General features: G+C 46.4%; 19 protein-coding genes. 16 read left to right on the forward strand and 3 right to left on the reverse strand.

Annotated elements, in window-relative coordinates; translation table 11 throughout:
- Nucleotides 1-117 precede the first annotated feature (117 nt).
- From K5Q99_RS03240 to K5Q99_RS03250, 3 genes are read left to right on the forward strand one after another with little or no spacing between them, the layout of a single operon-like run.
- Nucleotides 118-573, forward strand: coding sequence for a GNAT family N-acetyltransferase (locus K5Q99_RS03240; protein ID WP_220776075.1), 456 nt, complete (start codon nucleotides 118-120; stop codon nucleotides 571-573).
- A gap of 60 nt (nucleotides 574-633) precedes the next feature.
- Nucleotides 634-960, forward strand: coding sequence for a putative quinol monooxygenase (locus K5Q99_RS03245; protein WP_107949380.1), 327 nt, complete (start codon nucleotides 634-636; stop codon nucleotides 958-960).
- 28 nt (nucleotides 961-988) lie between these two features.
- On the forward strand, nucleotides 989-1,876 hold the full coding sequence (locus K5Q99_RS03250) for a radical SAM protein (RefSeq protein ID WP_220776035.1): 888 nt from the start codon (nucleotides 989-991) through the stop codon (nucleotides 1,874-1,876).
- A 67-nt stretch (nucleotides 1,877-1,943) separates the two neighbouring features.
- Here the strand turns inward: K5Q99_RS03250 and K5Q99_RS03255 are convergent, their stop codons facing one another.
- Nucleotides 1,944-4,052: a TonB-dependent siderophore receptor gene (locus tag K5Q99_RS03255; RefSeq protein WP_220776036.1), complete on the reverse strand. Its 2,109-nt coding sequence runs from the start codon at nucleotides 4,050-4,052 to the stop codon at nucleotides 1,944-1,946.
- 319 nt (nucleotides 4,053-4,371) lie between these two features.
- On the opposite strand from K5Q99_RS03255, the gene K5Q99_RS03260 reads away from it, so the two are divergent.
- From K5Q99_RS03260 to K5Q99_RS03305, 10 genes are all read left to right on the forward strand, one after another.
- The gene (locus K5Q99_RS03260) at nucleotides 4,372-4,716 is read left to right on the forward strand and encodes a metalloregulator ArsR/SmtB family transcription factor (protein WP_220776037.1); all 345 of its coding nucleotides are present in this window, start codon (nucleotides 4,372-4,374) and stop codon (nucleotides 4,714-4,716) included.
- Nucleotides 4,717-4,757: 41 nt separating this feature from the next.
- Nucleotides 4,758-5,267: an arsenate reductase ArsC gene (locus K5Q99_RS03265; protein ID WP_246604374.1), complete on the forward strand. Its 510-nt coding sequence runs from the start codon at nucleotides 4,758-4,760 to the stop codon at nucleotides 5,265-5,267.
- A gap of 9 nt (nucleotides 5,268-5,276) precedes the next feature.
- Entirely contained in the window at nucleotides 5,277-6,290 is a 1,014-nt protein-coding gene (gene arsB / locus K5Q99_RS03270) for an ACR3 family arsenite efflux transporter (protein ID WP_220776039.1), read from the forward strand.
- A gap of 46 nt (nucleotides 6,291-6,336) precedes the next feature.
- Nucleotides 6,337-7,332 carry a permease gene (locus tag K5Q99_RS03275; protein WP_220776040.1) on the forward strand — a complete coding sequence of 332 codons (996 nt, stop codon included), beginning with the start codon at nucleotides 6,337-6,339 and terminating at the stop codon, nucleotides 7,330-7,332.
- A 9-nt stretch (nucleotides 7,333-7,341) separates the two neighbouring features.
- On the forward strand, nucleotides 7,342-7,578 hold the full coding sequence (locus K5Q99_RS03280) for a thioredoxin family protein (protein ID WP_106648247.1): 237 nt from the start codon (nucleotides 7,342-7,344) through the stop codon (nucleotides 7,576-7,578).
- Between the two features lie 190 nt (nucleotides 7,579-7,768).
- Nucleotides 7,769-8,782 carry an ArsJ-associated glyceraldehyde-3-phosphate dehydrogenase gene (locus K5Q99_RS03285; protein WP_220776041.1) on the forward strand — a complete coding sequence of 338 codons (1,014 nt, stop codon included), beginning with the start codon at nucleotides 7,769-7,771 and terminating at the stop codon, nucleotides 8,780-8,782.
- Nucleotides 8,783-8,791: 9 nt separating this feature from the next.
- A complete protein-coding gene (gene arsJ, locus K5Q99_RS03290) occupies nucleotides 8,792-10,060 on the forward strand; it encodes an organoarsenical effux MFS transporter ArsJ (RefSeq protein ID WP_220776042.1) in 1,269 nt (422 codons plus the stop codon).
- 6 nt (nucleotides 10,061-10,066) lie between these two features.
- Nucleotides 10,067-10,963, forward strand: a complete 897-nt coding sequence (locus K5Q99_RS03295; protein WP_246604376.1) for a DUF2927 domain-containing protein — start codon at nucleotides 10,067-10,069, stop codon at nucleotides 10,961-10,963.
- A gap of 117 nt (nucleotides 10,964-11,080) precedes the next feature.
- Nucleotides 11,081-12,523, forward strand: a complete 1,443-nt coding sequence (locus K5Q99_RS03300) for an MBL fold metallo-hydrolase RNA specificity domain-containing protein (protein ID WP_220776043.1) — start codon at nucleotides 11,081-11,083, stop codon at nucleotides 12,521-12,523.
- A 290-nt stretch (nucleotides 12,524-12,813) separates the two neighbouring features.
- Nucleotides 12,814-14,190: an alanine/glycine:cation symporter family protein gene (locus K5Q99_RS03305; RefSeq protein ID WP_106648242.1), complete on the forward strand. Its 1,377-nt coding sequence runs from the start codon at nucleotides 12,814-12,816 to the stop codon at nucleotides 14,188-14,190.
- Nucleotides 14,191-14,276: 86 nt separating this feature from the next.
- On the opposite strand, the gene K5Q99_RS03310 is transcribed toward K5Q99_RS03305, so the two are convergent.
- Nucleotides 14,277-15,632, reverse strand: coding sequence for a flavohemoglobin expression-modulating QEGLA motif protein (locus K5Q99_RS03310; protein ID WP_220776044.1), 1,356 nt, complete (start codon nucleotides 15,630-15,632; stop codon nucleotides 14,277-14,279).
- A gap of 278 nt (nucleotides 15,633-15,910) precedes the next feature.
- On the opposite strand from K5Q99_RS03310, the gene K5Q99_RS03315 reads away from it, so the two are divergent.
- Nucleotides 15,911-16,873 carry a PDC sensor domain-containing protein gene (locus K5Q99_RS03315; protein WP_006084247.1) on the forward strand — a complete coding sequence of 321 codons (963 nt, stop codon included), beginning with the start codon at nucleotides 15,911-15,913 and terminating at the stop codon, nucleotides 16,871-16,873.
- 183 nt (nucleotides 16,874-17,056) lie between these two features.
- Here the strand turns inward: K5Q99_RS03315 and K5Q99_RS03320 are convergent, their stop codons facing one another.
- Nucleotides 17,057-17,233: a PA3496 family putative envelope integrity protein gene (locus K5Q99_RS03320; RefSeq protein ID WP_006079984.1), complete on the reverse strand. Its 177-nt coding sequence runs from the start codon at nucleotides 17,231-17,233 to the stop codon at nucleotides 17,057-17,059.
- A gap of 324 nt (nucleotides 17,234-17,557) precedes the next feature.
- On the opposite strand from K5Q99_RS03320, the gene K5Q99_RS03325 reads away from it, so the two are divergent.
- Complete coding sequence (locus tag K5Q99_RS03325; RefSeq protein WP_220776045.1) at nucleotides 17,558-19,711, forward strand: CHASE domain-containing sensor histidine kinase; 2,154 nt, start codon at nucleotides 17,558-17,560, stop codon at nucleotides 19,709-19,711.
- Nucleotides 19,708-20,142: a response regulator gene (locus tag K5Q99_RS03330; protein WP_106648239.1), complete on the forward strand. Its 435-nt coding sequence runs from the start codon at nucleotides 19,708-19,710 to the stop codon at nucleotides 20,140-20,142. The genes K5Q99_RS03325 and K5Q99_RS03330 overlap by 4 nt, the downstream gene beginning before the upstream one ends.
- Nucleotide 20,143: the final 1 nt, after the last annotated feature.

The raw sequence follows: 20,143 nt of genomic DNA on the forward strand, positions 1-20,143 counted from the left end.
ATTGGTTTACGCAACAGCTTTGCGCCTTAGTCCTCACGGATTAAGGCGCTTTTTTATGGTCTTTATGCTGTGGTAGACTCAAAGCTCTTTTTCGATGATTTACAGAGGGATAATCGTTTGCAGTGGCAAAATCTTACATTTAATCAATTAAATGCCAATACCCTATATGACATATTGAAGTTAAGAGTCGATGTGTTTGTGGTCGAGCAGGCCTGCGCTTATCCTGAGCTTGATGAGAAGGATAGACACCCAGAAACCCTGCATTTAATGGGCTTATCGTCAGACGGGGAACTGCTTGCCTACGCGCGTATTTTGCCGCCGGGCTTAAGTTATCCAGAGGCGAGTATTGGCCGCGTGGTGGTATCGCCTGCGGGACGAGGCAAAGGGCTAGCCATGCCTTTAATGCAGCACGCCATAGAATCGGCATTGACGACTTGGCCCGATGCGGGGATCCAAATTGGCGCTCAAGATTACCTTAAAGCCTTCTATCAAAAACTCGGCTTTGTCGCCTGCTCTGAGATGTATTTAGAAGATGGTATTCCCCATTTAGATATGCGCTATCAGCCAGCGTAAGCGGCTATCAATATAAGCAATGCGTGTAAGCATCCAAATTAAGCCAATTAAGGAACCGAAATGACGACTGCAACGGACTATAAAATCAATCAACAACAAATTGCCTGCGTGGCAAGTTTTCTGGCTAAAGAGGGCAAAACTGAAGCGCTCATCGCCGCGCTTGCGAGCCTTATTCCTGACACGCGCCGCGAAGCGGGTTGTATTCGTTACGAACTCAATGTGAGCCGTGATGAACCGCGCCGCGTGACGTTTGTAGAGAAGTTTGTTGATATCGCCGCCTTCGATGAGCACTGCGCTAAAGATGCGATTCAACATTATTTCCACCAAGTGATGCCCGAATTGGTAGAGTCGTTCCATGTGGAAACCTATCACCAAATCATTGTTTAACCGTGAGACCAATTATTAGGAGCTTGCAGTGTTGATTAACTATATTGAGCCAGTATTTAGACCGCCATCTGAATGGAAGTCATTGATACTGCAAGTGACTAATGGTTGCAGTTGGAACCAGTGCAGCTTTTGCGACATGTATACCCAACCGCAAAAAGCCTTTAGGGCACAAAAGCTTGACAAGGTTGAGCAGGATATTCTGGCCGTTGCTCAGTCTGGCGTCCCCGTTTCTCGGGTATTTTTGGCCGATGGCGATGCCATGAGTTTGCCCTTTGCGCGCCTCGAAGCGATTTGTGAGCTGATCAACCGCCACTTGCCGCAGGTGACTCGCATCAGCAGTTATTGTTTGCCGCGCAATCTGAATAATAAAACCCCAGAGCAACTCGCACGTCTGCGCGAACTCGGGTTGTCTTTACTCTATGTGGGTTGCGAAAGTGGTGATGACGAAGTGCTCGCCAAAATCCAAAAGGGCGAAACCTTCGAATCATCCTTAGCGGCACTGCTTAAAATCCGCGCGGCGGGGATGAAGTCATCTGTGATGATCCTCAATGGCTTAGGTGGCGTGGCATTATCGCAGCAACATGCCATCAACTCGGCCAAGTTAATGAATGCCGCCCAGCCCGATTATTTATCCACATTGGTAGTCACTTTACCGCTAGGCACAGAGCGGATGGATGCCGTGTTTGATGGCCAGTTTCAGTTGCCGGATCAAATGGGCTTGTTCCAAGAAATGCAGATCTTATTGGATCATTTGGAATTAGATCAGACGATATTTAGATCCGACCATGCCTCTAACTATCTTGTGCTAAAAGGAGTATTAGGTAAGGACAAGGCCAAATTGCTGGCACAGGTTGCACTCGCCATCAATGCGCCGCGCAGTATTCCCTTAAGGCAGGAATGGCAGCGCGGTTTGTAATTGATCACCGAGTAAAAAGCCCTAGAAAGATGCCGGGGCTTTTTTATTGGAAACAGATCAGCAGCGCTTAGAAATTATAACGCACGCTGACTTTGTAGCTGCGTGGCTCGCCTGGCATAGTCCACATCGATGAATAAGAGCTTTGATAGTAAACTTCGTCGAACAGGTTAGTGATATTAAATTGCAGGCTAAGATCCTGATTTAACGCGTAGGTGCTAAATAGGTTCACTAAGGTATATGCCGGCAGTATGTAGTTTGGATCAATGGTTTCACCTAAGCGATCGCCCACATAAAGCAATGTCGCTCCCGCGGAGGCATCGGAACCAAACAATGAAGTATCATGTTTTAGCGTGAGATGACCATTGTGTTTTGGAATGTTGATTAAACGACTGCCTTCGGGAATGCTCACGCCCCAATCTGCGTTGAGAATATCGTTAGCCGTCTTGGCATCGGTATAAGCGTAGGATAGCAACAGCTGAGTATTGGCTGTTAGGTAGGCAGCCAAATCCAGCTCAATCCCTTGGCTATCGGCTTTACCTAGTGCCGCTGAAAAACCTGAATTCACAGGGTCTGCAGTTAGCACATTACTCTTTTCGGCGCGGAAGAGGGTGATAGAGCCTGTCAGATTTTCTAACTCAAACTTAGTACCTAGCTCATAGGATTTACTCTCTTCGGGTTCGAATGCGACACCGCGATAATCAGAACCTGTGTTAGGGCGAAAACCTTCAGAGTAACTGCCATAGAGGCTTAACCAAGGTTGCCATTCGTAAACGATACCGGCTCTTGGACTAAAGACATTTTGGGTTTGATTGGATTCTGTCTGGTTTTTATGGTTTTCAATGCTTTGCTCGAAACTGTCAAAGCGGCCACCTAAGGTGAGCTTCCATTTTTCGCTGAGATCGAGTTGGTCCTGAAGATAGATCCCATAGTTATCCTGAGTCTCTACTTGGTTGTAGAGCAAGGCGCCTTCGGGCGCAATTTGTCCATAGACTGGATTGTAAACATTGATGCTGTAAGTGGTATCGCCAGCGGCTGGGCGGAAGCGCTCCCAATATTTGTCGAAATGGAAGTGATAACCGTCTGCGCCAATGAGAAGGTGGTGGCTAATATCGCCGGTCTCGACTTTGCCGCTTAGCTCAACGCGGCCCGATAAGTCAGTTGAGGTGAAGTTACGGTAGTTATGTTGACGGCTTAGGGTTTCACCGTCGATGTTGAGCATTTGACGACTTTTTACCAACTCTGGATCGCTTGAGTAGCCTTCAAGTCCTGTGTCGCGGTAGCTAATACCCGATAACAAACTCCAATCAGCAAAGTCATGTTCTAAGGTAAATTGGTGGGCTAACAAATCTATTTGGGTCGCACCATCGCTGGCCTCACCTAGATATCTATTAATGGGTAAGGCTTTAATGTCACCGTCGATAGCCACAATCCCGCGGTCGAAGGGGACTTTTTGGTTTGCATATTCCAGTTCATAGCTTAGACGCGTGGTATCGCTGGCTACCCAAAGCAAAGAAGGGGTTAAAACACGTTTTTCCGAATTAACGGGATTGCGGAAACTACCCTTGTCTTCAATCGCACCGTTAACCCTAAAGGCTAAATCGTCGGTAATAGCGCTAGTATAATCCCCCTCAAGACGGTAATTATCCCAGCGACCGGCACTGGCTTGCAGATAGCCTTCTTGGGAAAATTTAGGTTTTTTGGTGATGATGTTAATGGTGCCACCGGGTTCTGCGCGGCCATAAAGAGCAGAACCTGGGCCTTTCATGATCTCGATACTTTCTACGTTCGCAGTATCACGGGTACCACCAAAACCACGTCCCGCATCATAACCATTAACTAGATAACCTGAGGGGACGTTTTCATCGCCCACAAAGCCGCGCACGGCGAAACTATCCCACATACCACCAAAATTATTTTGGCGATTGACTGAGCTTGATAAATCCAACGCATCCATCAGCGTCGATATACCCGCATCGCTAATTTGCTCCATCGACAGGCTTTCTACCGCCTGCGGCTGAGCTTTCAGTGGCACATCCCCCCGAAATGGTTGGCGGATACCTTTGACTTCGAGGTGTTCGATATTGGGCGTGGGTTCTTCGGCATAAACTGTTTGAGTAAGCACACTTAAGATGGCGATTTGAATAAGGGATACACGAAAAATGCCTTTAGTAGACATATGGATTGGCTCCGGAGTTTGGCAATTATCTAATGTTTTTATGATTACAGAGCTTTGGCTTGATGATGTGGTAGAGGAGAGAAAATAACATATTGCACCAAAACTTTTAGCTTAGTACGGATTTTAATGGCAACCATTATCATTTGCAATTAATGGTTTTCATATCGATTGTGCAGATGTGATCTGGTTCAAAAAACACCTTTCTTAAATTTAAATGGGTTATATACAGAGTTTATTTTGATGATAGCGACTAGATATATATGTTTTTTCATATATACTTTTATTAATATATTTGTTCGATTTGTATAGGGGCTATTTCATGCAACCTGTCGCCTTTTTTAAGGCCCTTGCCGATGAGACTCGGCTTAAATGCCTACTGCTAATCCAGCGTGAAGGTGAATTATGTGTGTGTGAGCTGATGGCTTCACTGTCTGAGAGTCAGCCTAAGGTCTCGCGCCACTTAGCTCAGTTGAAAAAGGCTGGCTTGTTGGTCGATAGGCGCCAAGGCCAATGGGTGTTTTATCAAATTAATGCTGAACTTGCGCCTTGGTGCCGGCAGGTACTGACCCGAACCTGTGATGATAACGACATCTTTTTGCAGGATAACTTGCGTAATCTCTGTCAAATGGGCGGTCGGCCTGAGCGTGCAAAAGCGTGTTGCTAGTATAAATTTTGAAACCTACTGCATTGGAGTCCGTAATGACAGTGATAGAGCATGATGGTTTAACTTCTCATTTTAAAGTGCTTTTTTTATGCACACATAAGGCTTGTCGAAGCATTTTGGCGGAGGCTATTGCTCGGCAATTGGCATTCGATTTGCCAATGACCTTCATGAGTGCTGGCAGCGCTCCTTCGGGCAACATCCATCCTATGACCCTAAAACAACTACAACAACAGGGTTATTCAACAGCAGGGCTTAATAGTAAAAGTTGGGATGCGCTAGCGGATTTCTCGCCTGATTTGGTTATCACAGTTTGCGATAGTGCGGCGGGCGAAACTTGCCCTCTATGGCTAGGGAATACACCGAAATTGCATTGGGGATTATCTGATCCTAGTCAGCAGGTCGCTGAACGCCAACAGGCGGCATTTTTAAAAATAATCAGATTGTTAGAGGGCCGGATAAGTGCTTTGCTTCGTGTTGATTTAAAGGCTGAACCTAGGATTTTATCGGCAGCATTACAGCAAATTGTACTAGCCCACCCGCTAGTAGATTAAGAGGTTTATATGGGAATTTTTGAGCGTTATTTAAGTGTTTGGGTAGGGCTGAGTATTCTTGCTGGAGTTGTATTTGGGAATGTTGCACCTAGCGTATTTGCGGCCGTTGCCGCGCTAGAATTTGCTCATGTTAACTTAGTGATAGCCCTGTTTATCTGGATCATGATTTATCCCATGATGGTGCAAATTGATTTTTCCGCAGTGAAAAATGTCGGTAAGGCACCGAAAGGACTGGTGTTAACACTCATCATCAACTGGTTAGTCAAACCTTTTACTATGGCATTGTTAGGCTGGTTATTTTTCAAGTTGCTATTTGCCGACTGGGTTGATCCACAAACTGCCAGTGAATATATCGCGGGAATGATATTGCTCGGTGTGGCGCCTTGTACTGCAATGGTGTTTGTGTGGAGTCAACTGACGAAAGGTGACCCGAACTACACCTTAGTGCAAGTCTCTGTAAACGATATCATTATGGTGTTTTTATTTGCGCCACTCTCAGCATTATTACTCGGTGTGAGCGATATTCAAGTGCCATGGGAAACCCTGTTACTTTCCGTGGTCCTCTATGTGTTACTGCCTTTGATTGCCGGTGTCGCGACTCGAAAACGCCTTGAAGCTCGCCATGATGTGAGTGCTGTGCCGCAGTTGCTGACAAAGCTTAAACCTTGGTCTGTGATCGGTTTATTAGCCACTGTTGTGTTGTTATTTGGTTTTCAGGCTGAAACCATTATCTCCCAGCCACAGAACATACTGTTAATCGCTATTCCTTTGATTATTCAAAGTTATGGCATTTTTATTTTAACCTATTGGTTGGCCTTAAAACTGAAACTAACCCATGCGATTGCCGCACCTGCGAGCATGATAGGTTCTTCAAACTTTTTTGAGTTGGCGGTGGCAGTGGCCATTTCATTATTTGGTCTGCACTCGGGAGCAGCTCTCGCGACTGTGGTTGGAGTATTAGTTGAGGTGCCTGTGATGTTGTCGCTGGTGTATTTTGCGAATTGCACGCGGCACTGGTTTTAATCTAAGTCATCGTATGATGTAAGTTAATAGCGCTTTAGGGATCAATATGTTCCAAATATTTACTGATTTGGCGACTTGGCTAGTGTACGGCGTGTTTGGCTTAGAGGCGGGTTCGGCCTTGGGCGGCGCTGTGCATTTTTTTGTTGAAGATGTCAGTAAAATTTTTGTATTGCTGGTGGTGATGATTTATCTCATCGCCTTGCTGCGGGCGTCCTTAGATGTTGAGCGAGTCCGCGATTATTTAGCGGGTAAGAATAAGGGCTTGGGTTATCTGCTGGGATCGATTTTTGGTGCCATCACGCCTTTTTGTTCTTGCTCGAGTATCCCTGTCTTTTTAGGTTTTACCTCGGCCGGGATCCCCCTTGGGATCACTATGGCCTTTTTGATCACTTCTCCTTTGATCAACGAGGTCGCCGTGCTGCTGCTAATCAGTTTACTCGGCTGGAAATTTACCTTGCTATATGTGGTTGTGGGCATGACAGTGGGTGTGCTCGGCGGATTATTGTTAGATGCGATTAAGGCCGAACGTTGGTTGCAATCCTTCGCCGCCGAAGCTCTCGTCCGTGGGCGCCAAATGGCGGTATCTGATACCGTTTCTACCGCTGCGCGGGTCTTATCTTTTTCTGAACGGCATCAATTTGCCAAAGCTGAGGCGGTTGAGATTTTTGGCCGAGTCTGGAAGTGGGTCATTATCGGCGTGGGTCTTGGCGCTGCCTTGCACGGTTTTGTGCCTGAGGGTTGGGTTGAAACCCATTTAGGCCAAGGTCAATGGTGGTCTGTGCCTGCGGCCGTATTAGTCGGCATTCCCCTGTATTCGAACGCGACGGGCATTATTCCTGTGATGGAAAGTTTGCTGGCGAACGGCCTGCCTATTGGCACTACGCTGGCGTTTTGTATGAGCACAGTGGCTGCCAGTTTCCCCGAATTTATTTTACTGAAACAAGTGATGCAGTGGCGCCTTTTGGCGTTGCTGTTGGTTGTGCTATTGACGGCATTTACGTTAGTAGGTTGGATTTTAAATTTTGCAGCACCGTATCTTTAAGGAAATAACATGAAACAAGTCAAAGTATTAGGTAGTGGTTGCGCTAAATGTAGTAAAACTGCCGAGATGATTGCGGACATATCAGAAGAAATGGGCGTGGATGCGATTGTGAAAAAGGACACAGATCCGCAAACCCTGTTGAAATTTAAAGTGATGAAAACGCCTGCGGTCGTGATCGATGGTGAGTTAATCCACAGCGGCTCAGTACCGACCCGAGATGAAATTGAAGGATGGCTAAGGGAGTAAATTAGCCGCCATTATCGTTGAGCAAGACTTGCTTGTGGCCTAGCAATAATCGTCGTTAACAAGATGCGCCATTGTCATCCACTAGGGTTGGCAATGGCGATGTTATCACTTAAGTAAAAAGTCCGTCTTATTCATAACATATTAAAAATTAAAAAAATAAATTTTAAAATCAACATATTGGAATATCATCATGGCAATCAAAATCGGCATTAATGGCTTTGGCCGTATGGGGCGTTTAGCACTGCGCGCGGCATGGGACTGGGATGAGGTGGAGTTTGTGCAGATCAACGATCCCGCAGGCGACGCCCATACATTGGCACATTTACTCGAGTTTGATTCTGTCCATGGCCGTTGGCGTTATCCCGTGACGGCGAATGCCGATGCGATCCAGATCCAAGATAAAACTATTCGCACCACGCGCAATAAAGCCATTGCCGAGACCGATTGGTCGGGATGCGATGTAGTGATTGAAGCCTCTGGGGTGATGAAAACCAAAGCCTTATTACAAGCCTATTTAGATCAATGTGTTAAGCGGGTGGTTGTCACTGCTCCCGTGAAAGAAGAGGGCGTGTTAAATGTGGTGATGGGCGTGAACCATCAGTTATATGACCCAGCCATTCACCCAATCGTCACAGCAGCCTCTTGCACCACTAATTGTCTTGCGCCTGTGGTGAAAGTGATCCACGAGCAGATCGGCATTAGGCATGGTTCTATGACGACTATCCACGATATTACTAACACCCAAACCATTCTCGATGCGCCGCATAAAGATTTACGCCGCGCCCGCGCCTGTGGTTTGAGTTTAATCCCAACCACCACTGGCAGCGCGACAGCAATTACTCATATATTCCCAGAGCTTAAGGGTAAACTTAATGGTCATGCCGTGCGGGTACCACTGGCTAATGCCTCGCTGACGGATTGTGTATTCGAGCTTGAGCGCGCCGTTACCGAAGCGGAAGTGAATGCGCTACTTAAAACCGCCGCCGAGGGTGAGCTTAAGGGGATTTTAGGCTATGAAGAGCGGCCGCTGGTGTCGGTGGATTACAAAACCGATCCGCGATCGAGCATTGTTGATGCGCTCTCGACCATGGTGGTGAATGGCACTCAACTTAAACTCTATGTGTGGTACGACAATGAATGGGGCTACGCTAACCGTACGGCTGAGCTCGCCCGCTTAGTCGGCCAGCTTGATTTGCCCCGCTAGGAGAGCTTAATGTCTGCCGCCAAGCACTTTGATCAACTAATGCAATTGCCCGCTGCTGTGCGGCAATATTTGCTGATCACTTTCAATTATTGGAGTTTTACCTTAACCGACGGCGCACTGCGGATGTTAGTGGTGCTGCATTTTCACGACCTTGGCTACAGTCCGCTAGCGATCGCTATGCTGTTTTTGTTCTACGAGATTTTTGGCGTAGTGACCAATCTACTGGGCGGCTATCTTGGTGCGCGTTTAGGGTTAAATCGCACCATGAACGTGGGTCTTGGGATGCAAGTGTTTGCCTTAGCCATGTTATTAGTGCCGGCGGCGAGTTTACCTTTGTGGCTCGCCGGCGTGCCTTGGGTGATGGCGGCGCAGGCGTTATCTGGAGTTGCTAAAGATCTCAATAAGATGAGCGCCAAAAGCGCGATCAAACTGCTAGTGCCAAAAGGCGAGCGGGGCAAGCTTTATAAGTGGGTTGCCTTATTAACGGGTTCTAAAAATGCCCTCAAGGGCGCGGGATTTTTCCTCGGCGGCGCCTTGCTTGCGTTACTAGGGTTTGAGCTGGCGATCGCCACTATGGCGAGCATGCTTGGACTCGTATGGTTACTCAGTTTAGTGATGCTGAAAAAGGATTTAGGTAAAGCCAAGAATAAGCCTAAATTTACGGAGATTTTCTCTAAGAGTCGCAGTGTGAACATTCTCTCGGCGGCACGACTATTCCTGTTTGCCGCCAGAGATGTGTGGTTTGTGGTGGCGCTGCCTGTGTATCTGGCGAGTAAATTTGGCTGGGATCATTGGGCGGTGGGCGGCTTTTTAGCTGTGTGGGTTATTGGCTATGGCATAGTGCAAACCTTGGCACCTAAGATCACAGGGAATCATGAACACCAAAGCTTAGCAGTCGGTGCTGTACCCGATGGTCGCAGCGCGTTAATTTGGGCCAGTTTGCTAGCCTTTGTACCAGCGCTCATTGCCAGCGCGATACAGTTTAGTTTTTACCCTGAAGCCAGTTTGTTGTTGGGTTTAATGTTATTTGGTGCCCTGTTTGCAGTGAACTCGTCGCTGCACAGTTACTTGATTGTAAGTTACGCCAGTGAAGAGGCGGTATCGCTGGATGTGGGTTTCTACTATATGGCCAATGCTATGGGGCGTTTGGTCGGCACTGTGCTGTCTGGTTTAGTGTATCAAGCCTATGGTTTAGCTACCTGTTTGTGGATTTCGACCGCTTTTATCGGCATTACTGCTATGATTTCGATTAAGTTACCTCGGCAAGTCGCGGAATAAGTGCCAATGCAAACGTGGTGTAAGGTATCAACAGATTACTGCAACGGGTTTATGTTACTTGCGCGTCTGCGGCGTTTAGGATGCAGTGGGTGTTTTATCTTAGGTTTATTCTTTGCTACTGCTTGTCCGCTTTACGCTGCGCCAATGCAATCTGCGTTAACTCCGGCATTAGCTCCGGCGTTAGGTCCCGCAGTAGATTGGAAAAACTCAGCCTATATCACCCAAGCTTTTAGCGAAGTCGCTCTTAAAAATGAATACGATAAAGATAAGCATCGTGTGCGTAAGTGGCGCATTCCGGTGCGAGTGTTTATTGAGCATCAAGTGGGCGACAGGGCGCTGCACACCCAATTAGTACAGATGCACTTAGCGCACTTAGCCGAGATTACGGATCATGATATTCAGCTGGTGGATACGCTATTGGATGCGAATCTGCACTTAGTGTTTACTCGTCAATCCCAATGGGAGAGTGAAGTTACCCGCTTAATGGGGCCAAGTTCGGCGAAGAATGTCCATGGCTCAGTGTGTATGGCCAAGTTTGCCCTGAACGCTAACAGTGAAATTGACCGCGCATGGGTGATTATTCCCGTTGATCAGGCAAAAATGCACGGTAAGTTAGTGGCTTGTGTGGTCGAGGAAATCACCCAAGTGCTGGGGTTACCCAATGATTCTGAAAAAGTATTCCCCTCCATCTTTAATGATAAAACCCCGCAGGACTTACTCACTGGGCTCGATTATATTTTGCTGAAATTGCTCTACAGTAACCAGATTAGGGCGGGGATGACGGCAAAAGAAGCACTACCTATCATTCAAGCTCAGCTCGCTCAATGGCAGCGTGATGGCACTCTAATCAATGCCGATAAAACCGTGCGCCAAGGTGAGTTGTACCCGCTACTAGGTTATTGATGCTTGAGTGTTACGGCGAAAGTTGACATTGCTCGCATGCGACTAATTATTGCTTTTTGTTTTAGGAATAAGGGCATAGTCTAGCTTTATACAAGGTTAAAACGTTGGAGGGACACCATGCGAATGACACTGCAGTTTTTAGGGGCGACAGAGGAAGTGACCGGCTCATGTCATTTACTCTCGGTCGATCATGAACACTTATTACTCGATTGTGGTTTGATCCAAGGTGGTAAAGCGGATGAATTGCGTAATCATGAGCCCTTCGCCTTCGACCCTGAGTCTATTTCCGCTGTTGTGCTCAGCCATGCCCATATCGACCATTCAGGGCGTTTACCTCTCTTAGTCAAAGCGGGTTTTGATGGGCCTATCTATACCCATAAAGCCACGGCAGAACTGTGCGCCATCATGCTTAAAGATGCCGCTATGCTACAGACCCGCGACACCGAAAGGGTCAATAAAAAGCGCGCTAAACATGATCTTGACCCTTTAGAGCCACTGTTCACCGTTGAAGATGCCGAACAGGCCATCACCCAATTTGTGCCGCTGGAATACGGTCAAGTCACTCGGGTTATTCCCCATGTGGATATTTGCCTCTCAGATGCGGGACATATTTTAGGTTCTGCCTTAGTCGAGCTGTGGTTAGGTGAAGGCAAATCCCAGAAGAAAGTCGTCTTCAGTGGCGATCTTGGTCGTGCGGGTATGCCGATTTTACGTAATCCGACCTTAGTGGATACGGCGGATTTAGTGTTAATGGAAAGCACCTACGGTAACCGTTTTCACCGCAGTTGGACCGATACCCTTGCCGAGTTGAAGGATATTTTTGCTAAGACAGTCAACGAGAGCCAAGGCAATATCTTGCTGCCCGCTTTCTCGGTTGGACGGGCGCAGGAGTTATTATATCTCTTTCATTTATATGCTAAAGAATGGGATCTCGGTCGCTGGAAAATCTGTCTAGATAGCCCCATGGCAATTGAGGCGACTCGCGTCTACGTCAATAATTATCCGCTGATGGATGAGGATTTTAAACGTTTTACCCGCCAACATCCTGGGCAGCATCCGCTGTTGTCGAATGTCGAATTTATCCAGACGACCGAAGAGTCGATAGCGCTGAATGAAGTGCATAAGGGATTGATCATTATCGCGGGTAGCGGCATGTGTAACGGTGGGCGCATTCGTAGCCATTTAGAGCATAATCTATGGCGGCCTGAATGCGATGTGATTATCTGTGGTTATCAAGCCCTTGGCACACCGGGGCGCGCCTTGGTCGACGGTGTTGAGGAGCTTACTATCCATGGCAATAGCATTAAAGTTGCGGCTAAGTTACACACAGTGGGCGGGCTTTCTGCCCATGCAGATCAAGCTGAATTATTGCGTTGGTATCGCCATTTTGAAGGCCAACCGCCGCTGATTTTAGTCCACGGTGAACCCGACGCGCAGCATGGATTGGTCGATGTGATTAACCAAGACCCTAAGACTAAACCTCAAGCCACTGCGATAGCGACCCACGGCGACAGGTTAGATTTAACCGCGCTGCCACAGTTAGTGTGGAAACCAGCTTAAGTTAACTATTCTACACAGCCGCGTACTGCTCGATAGACTCCCTGCATCATCATTGCGGGGAGTTTTTATTTGTGTTGCAAATCAATACCTCACCGCTCGGCAACGACTCAGTGTACTAATCGATTCCAGATAAATTCGCAGATGATTTAGATTTCCAATTGTTAACTATTCGTTGTAATCTGAGGTGCAACTGTTAGATTGGCTCCTTGATATGTCGTATACGTTAGGCCAAGTCCTAATCCGATATAGTCAGTCAAACTATAACAATAACAAGCAATCACGAGGTTTGAATGGAAGCGATTACGGAGTTTGTTGGCCTGATTAATGGCTTTGTCTGGGGCACACCTATGTTGGTGATGATCTTAGGCGTTGGTTTGTTTCTTTCCCTCGGGCTGAGATTAATGCCCATTCTGAAATTAGGCACAGGCTTTAAGTTACTCTGGTCTGGCCGTATTCCCGACAAAGATAAAAATGTGAAAGGAGATGTGAGCCCGTTTAATGCGCTGATGACTTCCCTTTCAGCCACCATTGGTACGGGTAATATTGCAGGTGTGGCGACGGCGATTTTTGTCGGTGGCCCTGGCGCGTTATTTTGGATGTGGTGCACCGCATTAGTGGGTATGGCGACTAAGTATTCTGAGGCCGTGCTGGCGGTGAAATTCCGCGAAGTCGACGACAATGGCAACCATGTCGGTGGCCCTATGTATTACATTAAAAATGGTCTCGGCAAGAAGTGGGCTTGGTTGGGCACATTGTTTGCGATTTTTGGATCACTCGCTGGTTTTGGTATTGGTAACACAGTACAAGCCAACTCAGTCGCCGCAGCATTAAGCAGTAACTTCGGCGTTCCAGCTTGGATTTCTGGCGTGATAATGATGCTGCTTGTAGGTGCAGTATTGATGGGCGGCATTAAGCGAATCGCTGAAGTTGCCGGTAAGTTAGTGCCATTTATGACGATTTTTTATATCACTGCTGGCCTTGGTGTATTGGTGGTGCATATTCAAGATGTGCCAGCGGCGTTTGCCCTCATTATTCACAGTGCTTTTAATCCTGTCGCAGCCCAAGGCGGTTTCGCGGGCGCAGCTGTGTGGGCGGCGATTCGTTTTGGTGTGGCGCGCGGCGTATTCTCCAACGAAGCGGGTTTAGGTAGTGCGCCGATAGCCCATGCTGCGGCACAAACCAATAATCCTGTGGCGCAGGGGCTAGTGGCTATGCTCGGCACCTTTATCGATACGATCGTGGTCTGCTCGATTACAGGGTTGGCCATTGTGGTTTCAGGCTCTTGGACCTCAGGTGAGAATGGCGCTGCGCTGACGTCATACGCTTTCTCCCATGCTTTGCCTCTGGGTAATTATATCGTCGCCATCGCCTTGTCTATCTTTGCCTTTACCACCATTATTGGCTGGAGTTTTTACAGCGAAAAATGTGTGCAATATCTCTTTGGTATCAAGGCGGTAAAACCTTTTCGGTTGCTATGGACCATAGCCGTCCCCTTAGGTGCTGTTAGCTCATTAGATTTTATCTGGTTATTGGCAGATACCTTAAACGCCATGATGGCTATTCCTAACTTAATCGCCTTGGCATTGTTAAGCCCTGTGGTCTTTGGTTTAACGCGGGAATACTTCATTAAAAAGCGTGCCGATGAAGCAGCAAAAGCCCAATCTTAATCTGAAGAATAAAGTTGAGTCACGTTAGAATAAAAGAAGCTCACATGATTGTGAGCTTTTTTATTTAAATCAATAATATTGCCGTATTAATCTGAGTTGTTGTCGAACTCAGTATCATCGAGTAACTCAAAGGCTGGAGCGACGTTAGGCACATCTTTAAACAGGCGTGTGAAGTGACGTTGTACGCCTTTCAAATCGATTCCTGCTAAGCCTGAGGCGAAGCCAAACCAAGCATAAAGACCGCTAAAGTTATCGAACATGGGCGGTAAATATTTCGGTGTCGTCAGTATGCCCTCTTGGCAAGCTTGGTATAACACTGGGATATCTTCGATCGCCAATTTACCGAGGAACAACATAGGGATAAGTTCGGGAAGGCCCGAGGTGATAGCGCTGCGGATAAAGTTAATGTTTTCCACATAACCGCGCACGTAGGAAATATCCTTAGTGAAGAAGCTGCCGCCTTCCACCATACCTCCACGGAAAACCCTTTGGGTGACGCGGTAACTGTCGGTCGCGCTCAGGTTTAATCCTCTAAAATAATTGAATACTTCAATAAAGTCGGCGCCATTTTCCGCCATGTCGACCGCGGCGACACGGTCGCTGATGCGTCGAGCTCGCCCTGGATTTGAACTGAGGGTTAGCATTTCCAGTAAAACAGCTAAACCCTCTTGAGTCGCGGCTACCCGCGGCGAACCGACACTGAGCCAAGTGGCGTGGGGTTGGGCTCGGCCATTAAGCGTAGTGCCGACATGTACCCAACCTTCGTGAACTTCGTATACATTGAGATCGGATTCGCTAAACATGGCTCTGCTATTGAGCTTAACGGTATCGCCACCCACAGCAGCGTCAGAAACGATACCGTCACTGAGGCGCACGCGCATATCATCGCTATGGAAGTACTTTTCTAAACGTTGACTAAGCACGTGGACCGCTTCAGGTGCGCTAATAATCTTAGGATGATGTTTATTCATGTGTCTCGCCGCAGGCAGCGAGAAAATGTAGCTGAGCTTATCGCCTAACTGGCGCAGCGTATGGCGATCGCCATGCAGTTTATGGCTAGCACTACCGTATAATTCTTGGCTTAATTTACCGAAGGTTGGCGTACCTCTATTTCCTAACATATCAACTACACGGCGATATTGATCGACGTTGGCCACTAATATCTTGCCGAGTTTATCCCGTTTACCTAAACGTCTATGGATATCCTGTTTGAGGGAGGCGAGTTCTGCTTGGGTTTTGACTGGGTCAAAAGGTAAGGCAATGTTTTGATAGAACTCTTGCTTGATAGCCGGTAGTACAGTGCCCTTATTTGAGAGAAAACGCTCCTCCATTTCCCGCGGCCATTTGATGGCATCTAAGATTTTTATTGGCGTTTGGATGCGAATTAATTCATCGGAAAAACGGCGTAGATCTTGTTGATATTGGGCTAACGACTCAGACATTCCCGTATATCCTGCAGGTAATTTCAGCGAGAGAGATGTGGCTAATGATAGCCTTAAACCTTATTTATTCATATTGATTCGCAGACTAGCTGAGGAAATATACCGATTACATAAATTAACTGTTATCGGTTTTGTGAATCATTTTGGTGCACCTGTGACTATTTTAGCGCTGTGTGTATTGGATATAAATTAGTAACTATCTGTTTCATATTGTTTTATTGATATGGCATTAAAGCTGCTTTGTTCTGTACTTAGAAATCGGTTGATTGGAGTTAAACATGGCAGCGATGAGTTATTTGAGTGTGATCGAGCGGTATCACGAATACGAAGCCACAGTGCATGAACTGATGGAATCGATTTTAACTGGGATTGCCGACGCCGAGTTATTTAAACAACCTAAGGTCGATGTCAAAGCGATGAAAGGAATCGCGAAGAGCTATCCCTTTGTCGAGCTGATGTATTTACTCGATAGCCAAGGCTTGCAGATAAGTCAGAATATCGCCGTGGTAGACCACCAAATTGAGTTAATTCCGTTAGGTGGCAATCGTGATCGCAGCCAACGCCCCTATTTCATTAATCGTGATGAGTCCGATGGCGTCAACATTACACGTCCCTATTTATCCAATGCCAGTGGTAATTTATGCCTTTCCGCCTCTTTAGCGATTTATCAACAGGAGCAAAAACTGGGTTATTTAGTGGTGGATGTGGACTTGACCCGTTTGATTGAATTTATGATGGGCGACAGTGCACGGCGGCGCGTAACGCCAGCATTTAAAGCGGTTTATGGCGTGATAGTGGCAGGGTTGTTTGTGTTGGTTACTGTATTGCTCTGGACCGCATTGCGGGATATTTACGGACTCTTTACGGTCGAGCGAATTGGCCAAGATCCGCTGCAACCTTTTGGGATCATTATTTTTATGACGTTAGCTTTAGCGATTTTTGATCTCGGGAAAACCATTCTCGAAGAAGAAGTGCTAATGCATAAGGATATCTTTCGCCACAGCTCAACGCGGCGAACCATTACACGGTTTGTGTCTACCATCCTTATTGCCATTTCCATTGAGGCGTTATTGACTATGTTCAAGGCGTCACTCGGTGAGAAACAATATATTGAACCCGCGATTTGGATGATGTTAGCCGTAGTTGGTTTACTCGTGGGATTAGGTGCTTACGTTTATTTAGGTGCTAAGGCCGAATGGTTGCTGATTAAAACGCAAGCCTATAAAAGCGGTAAAAAGTGACAAGGATGATGTAGCTTTGAAGGTGGTGATTAAGAGGGCTAAACAAGGTCACACCCAGCACTGAGGGCTGGGTGAGATATTAGGTCTGAGTGGACACGAACTGTATGAGTTCTAGATGAACAATCTGCGATTTAACGCAGCATCACCCCTAATTTTGCCCACTAGATACTGAGATCAAATAGGCTAGAAAAAATCGTCATCTCCTAATGCACGCTTTAACTCCGCCCGTTCGAGGTAGTCTTCTAAACGCTTTTTGACTTCACGTCTATGTTGCATTGCCTCGGCAGCTTTGCTGTTTCTCGGTGTGGTCATTGCCTCAAGTTCAGTATCGTTGGGCACGACTTCAGTAATATGAGCCATAACGAATTCCTTTTGTTGTTCCTAACGACTTTCTAACTAAAAAGAGTAGGGTAGAAAAGCAAATAATTTTGTGAGTCAGGGTGAAAAATTCTTCCCGTGTGCCGGATGATTCAGCTTGCCGCTGTTTGGCTTAAGCCTGAAGCTACAATTGGATATTTGATTAATTCAGTTCTTGCTTATTTTGTGATTGAGAGCACAACAGTGTCATCGATATATTCGGGTTAATTCCGAGTTAAATAGTAGGATAAACTTGAATTTAGACATATTTACAACAACACTTGTAACTGTGTTTATTGCTGATAGTTTGCTAGGGAATTGGCTCAAATGGACAAGGATGAGTTTTCTAAACTGCATAGCCCATCAAATAATATCTATTTTAGCGTGCTGAGCTCTAGCTGGCTGATGATTATCGCTGCTTTACTTTTCATGGGCATTTCCTGGTATGTGCTGGAGCAATATCTTAGAGATAGGGGTGAAGAGCGTTTCGAAAACAGTGTGCAAGAGTTAACCGAAGCGGTGAATCGCAGAATGCTTGCCTATGAGCAAGTCTTACGCGGTGGTGTTGGCTTGTTATTATCCTCGAGTAATGTGACCCGAAAGGAGTGGCAAACCTATGTTGTCAATGCGCATTTATCTGAGTATTACCCAGGTTTTCAAGGCTTTGGCTATGCTCAGCTACTTAAGCCTGACACATTAGATAACCATGTCCAACACGTTCAGGCCGAAGGCTTTAAAGATTATAAAGTATACCCAGAAGGCGTACGTGATCAGTATTGCGTGATCTTGTATTTAGAGCCTTTTGATTGGCGCAATCAAAGAGCCTTGGGTTATGACATGTGTTCCGAGGCTAATCGGCGTAAGGCCATAGATCACGCCATTAGCACTGGCCAGCCAACTATCTCAGGCAAGGTGGCCTTAGTTCAAGATACGCCCGAAGATGCTCAAGCGGGTTTCTTGATGTATTTACCCATTTATCAAGGAACGGTGGCAACGGAGGTTGAACGGAAACAACAGGCGATTGGACTCGTATATGCGGCGTTTAGGATGGACGACCTCATGCAAGGGATTATGGGAGATCGATTCTCAGGTTTGAAACTTGCTATTTATGAAAACCCGCAGGCAAATGCCGACAGTTTAATGTTCACTAGCAGTAAAGTACTGCCAAATCAAAAAGATGTGTTTTATCAGTCACAGACTGACTTGATAGGCGGCCAGCAGTGGCGCTTAGACATTTCGTCACAATCGCGTTTTATTTCAAGATCAGAAGAAACCCAGGGTATCTGGCTACAATTTATCGGTAGCGCTTTTATTTTGGCGCTGTTTTATTCAGTGCTAATCATGGCGCGCAATCGATATAAAGAGTCATTACTTACCTCCGAGCTCATCGCGAATGAAAAACGCTTTAGACTCGTCATTGAAGCCTCTCCAAGCGCACTATTTATGGTGGATAAGGTTGGAATTATTACATTGGTAAACACCCATGCCGAACGCTTATTTGGTTATGCCAGAGATGAGTTACTCGGCCGCTCTATCAATATGTTATTGCCAGACGTGCTGAGAGATGCGCATCAGCAGCACATGAATCATTATTTAGTGCAGCCGATTGCGAAGAATATGTCGATGCGCGATGACTTATTTGGCTGTTGCAAGGATGGCAGCTTACTCGCAATAGAAGTGGGTTTGACGCCCATTCATTTCAGTAATGGTATTTTCATTCTTGCGACAATTAACAATGTGTCTGAACGTAAGCGCATTGAAGTTCAGCGTGCAGAACACATGCAAGAGCTTGAGCGCATCAATCAAGAACTCGACCGTTTTGCCTATATCGCTTCCCATGATTTGAAATCCCCGTTACGGGGTATCGAGCAGTTAACCTCTTGGCTAACAGAAGATTTATCCGATAACACCAATGAAAATGTGCATAAATATCTCGGGCTGATCCAAAGCCGTATTCACCGCATGGTGTTATTGCTCGATGGGCTATTGATGTTCTCCCGTATTGGCCGTGTCGATACTGAAACCACTGAGGTCAACAGTCGGCAATTGGTTGAAGATATGTTTGCGCTCGTTGCGCCACCTCAGGGGTTCGAATTAGTCCTCAAAGGGGAGTTTCCGAACTTCCATACCGTACGCGCCTTGTTGGAATTAGTGATACGAAATTTAATCAGTAATGCCATTAAGCACCATGACTTAGGTACAGGTGTCATTACCGTTTTATGTGAGAGTACAAGTAAACATTATCTATTCAGTGTGTTGGATGATGGGCCAGGTATTTCGAGTGCCTATCAGAATAAAGTCTTCGAAATGTTTCAAACACTTAAACCTAGAGATGAAGTCGAAGGCAGTGGTTTAGGTTTATCACTTGTGAAGAAAACAGTTGAAAGTTTAGGCGGTAATATTCAACTCAAATCGCAGGGTAGAGGCTGTTGTTTTTACTTTACTTGGCCTAAGCACATAGTGAAAAAGGAGCTTTTATGAGAGCAGCAGATCAATATCAACAGGTCACTATTTTATTAGTTGATGACGATGATGTGGATTACATGGCCGTGCAGCGGGCGATGAGACAGCTTAGGTTACTCAATCCTTTAGTGCGCGCACGGGATGGCATTGAGGCACTCGCAATTCTCACCAGCTTAGACACAATTAAAGGCCCGTATCTAATTTTACTCGACCTTAATATGCCAAGAATGAATGGCTTTGAGTTTCTTGAGCAAATACGTTCAGACCCATCTCTCTCATCATCTGTCGTTTTTATGCTCACGACGTCGAGTACCGATGAAGATAGAATGAAGGCCTATAGTCATCATGTGGCTGGCTACATGGTTAAAACTGACATAAAAGACGGTTTTAACAATATTTTTAACATGCTTGAAGGTTACTGGCGAATAGTCGAGCTCCCATCCGCATAAG

It is taken from the genome of Shewanella hafniensis (assembly GCF_019655335.1).
Classification (GTDB): Bacteria; Pseudomonadota; Gammaproteobacteria; order Enterobacterales; family Shewanellaceae; genus Shewanella; species Shewanella hafniensis.

Coding starts and splice junctions, on each gene's coding strand:
- K5Q99_RS03245 (WP_107949380.1), top strand. CDS start 634: ATGACGACTGCAACGGACTATAAAATCAATCAACAACAAATTGCCTGC.
- K5Q99_RS03255 (WP_220776036.1), bottom strand. CDS start 4,052: ATGTCTACTAAAGGCATTTTTCGTGTATCCCTTATTCAAATCGCCATC.
- K5Q99_RS03260 (WP_220776037.1), top strand. CDS start 4,372: ATGCAACCTGTCGCCTTTTTTAAGGCCCTTGCCGATGAGACTCGGCTT.
- arsB (WP_220776039.1), top strand. CDS start 5,277: ATGGGAATTTTTGAGCGTTATTTAAGTGTTTGGGTAGGGCTGAGTATT.
- K5Q99_RS03275 (WP_220776040.1), top strand. CDS start 6,337: ATGTTCCAAATATTTACTGATTTGGCGACTTGGCTAGTGTACGGCGTG.
- K5Q99_RS03280 (WP_106648247.1), top strand. CDS start 7,342: ATGAAACAAGTCAAAGTATTAGGTAGTGGTTGCGCTAAATGTAGTAAA.
- K5Q99_RS03285 (WP_220776041.1), top strand. CDS start 7,769: ATGGCAATCAAAATCGGCATTAATGGCTTTGGCCGTATGGGGCGTTTA.
- arsJ (WP_220776042.1), top strand. CDS start 8,792: ATGTCTGCCGCCAAGCACTTTGATCAACTAATGCAATTGCCCGCTGCT.
- K5Q99_RS03295 (WP_246604376.1), top strand. CDS start 10,067: ATGCAAACGTGGTGTAAGGTATCAACAGATTACTGCAACGGGTTTATG.
- K5Q99_RS03300 (WP_220776043.1), top strand. CDS start 11,081: ATGCGAATGACACTGCAGTTTTTAGGGGCGACAGAGGAAGTGACCGGC.
- K5Q99_RS03305 (WP_106648242.1), top strand. CDS start 12,814: ATGGAAGCGATTACGGAGTTTGTTGGCCTGATTAATGGCTTTGTCTGG.
- K5Q99_RS03310 (WP_220776044.1), bottom strand. CDS start 15,632: ATGTCTGAGTCGTTAGCCCAATATCAACAAGATCTACGCCGTTTTTCC.
- K5Q99_RS03315 (WP_006084247.1), top strand. CDS start 15,911: ATGGCAGCGATGAGTTATTTGAGTGTGATCGAGCGGTATCACGAATAC.
- K5Q99_RS03320 (WP_006079984.1), bottom strand. CDS start 17,233: ATGGCTCATATTACTGAAGTCGTGCCCAACGATACTGAACTTGAGGCA.
- K5Q99_RS03325 (WP_220776045.1), top strand. CDS start 17,558: ATGGACAAGGATGAGTTTTCTAAACTGCATAGCCCATCAAATAATATC.
- K5Q99_RS03330 (WP_106648239.1), top strand. CDS start 19,708: ATGAGAGCAGCAGATCAATATCAACAGGTCACTATTTTATTAGTTGAT.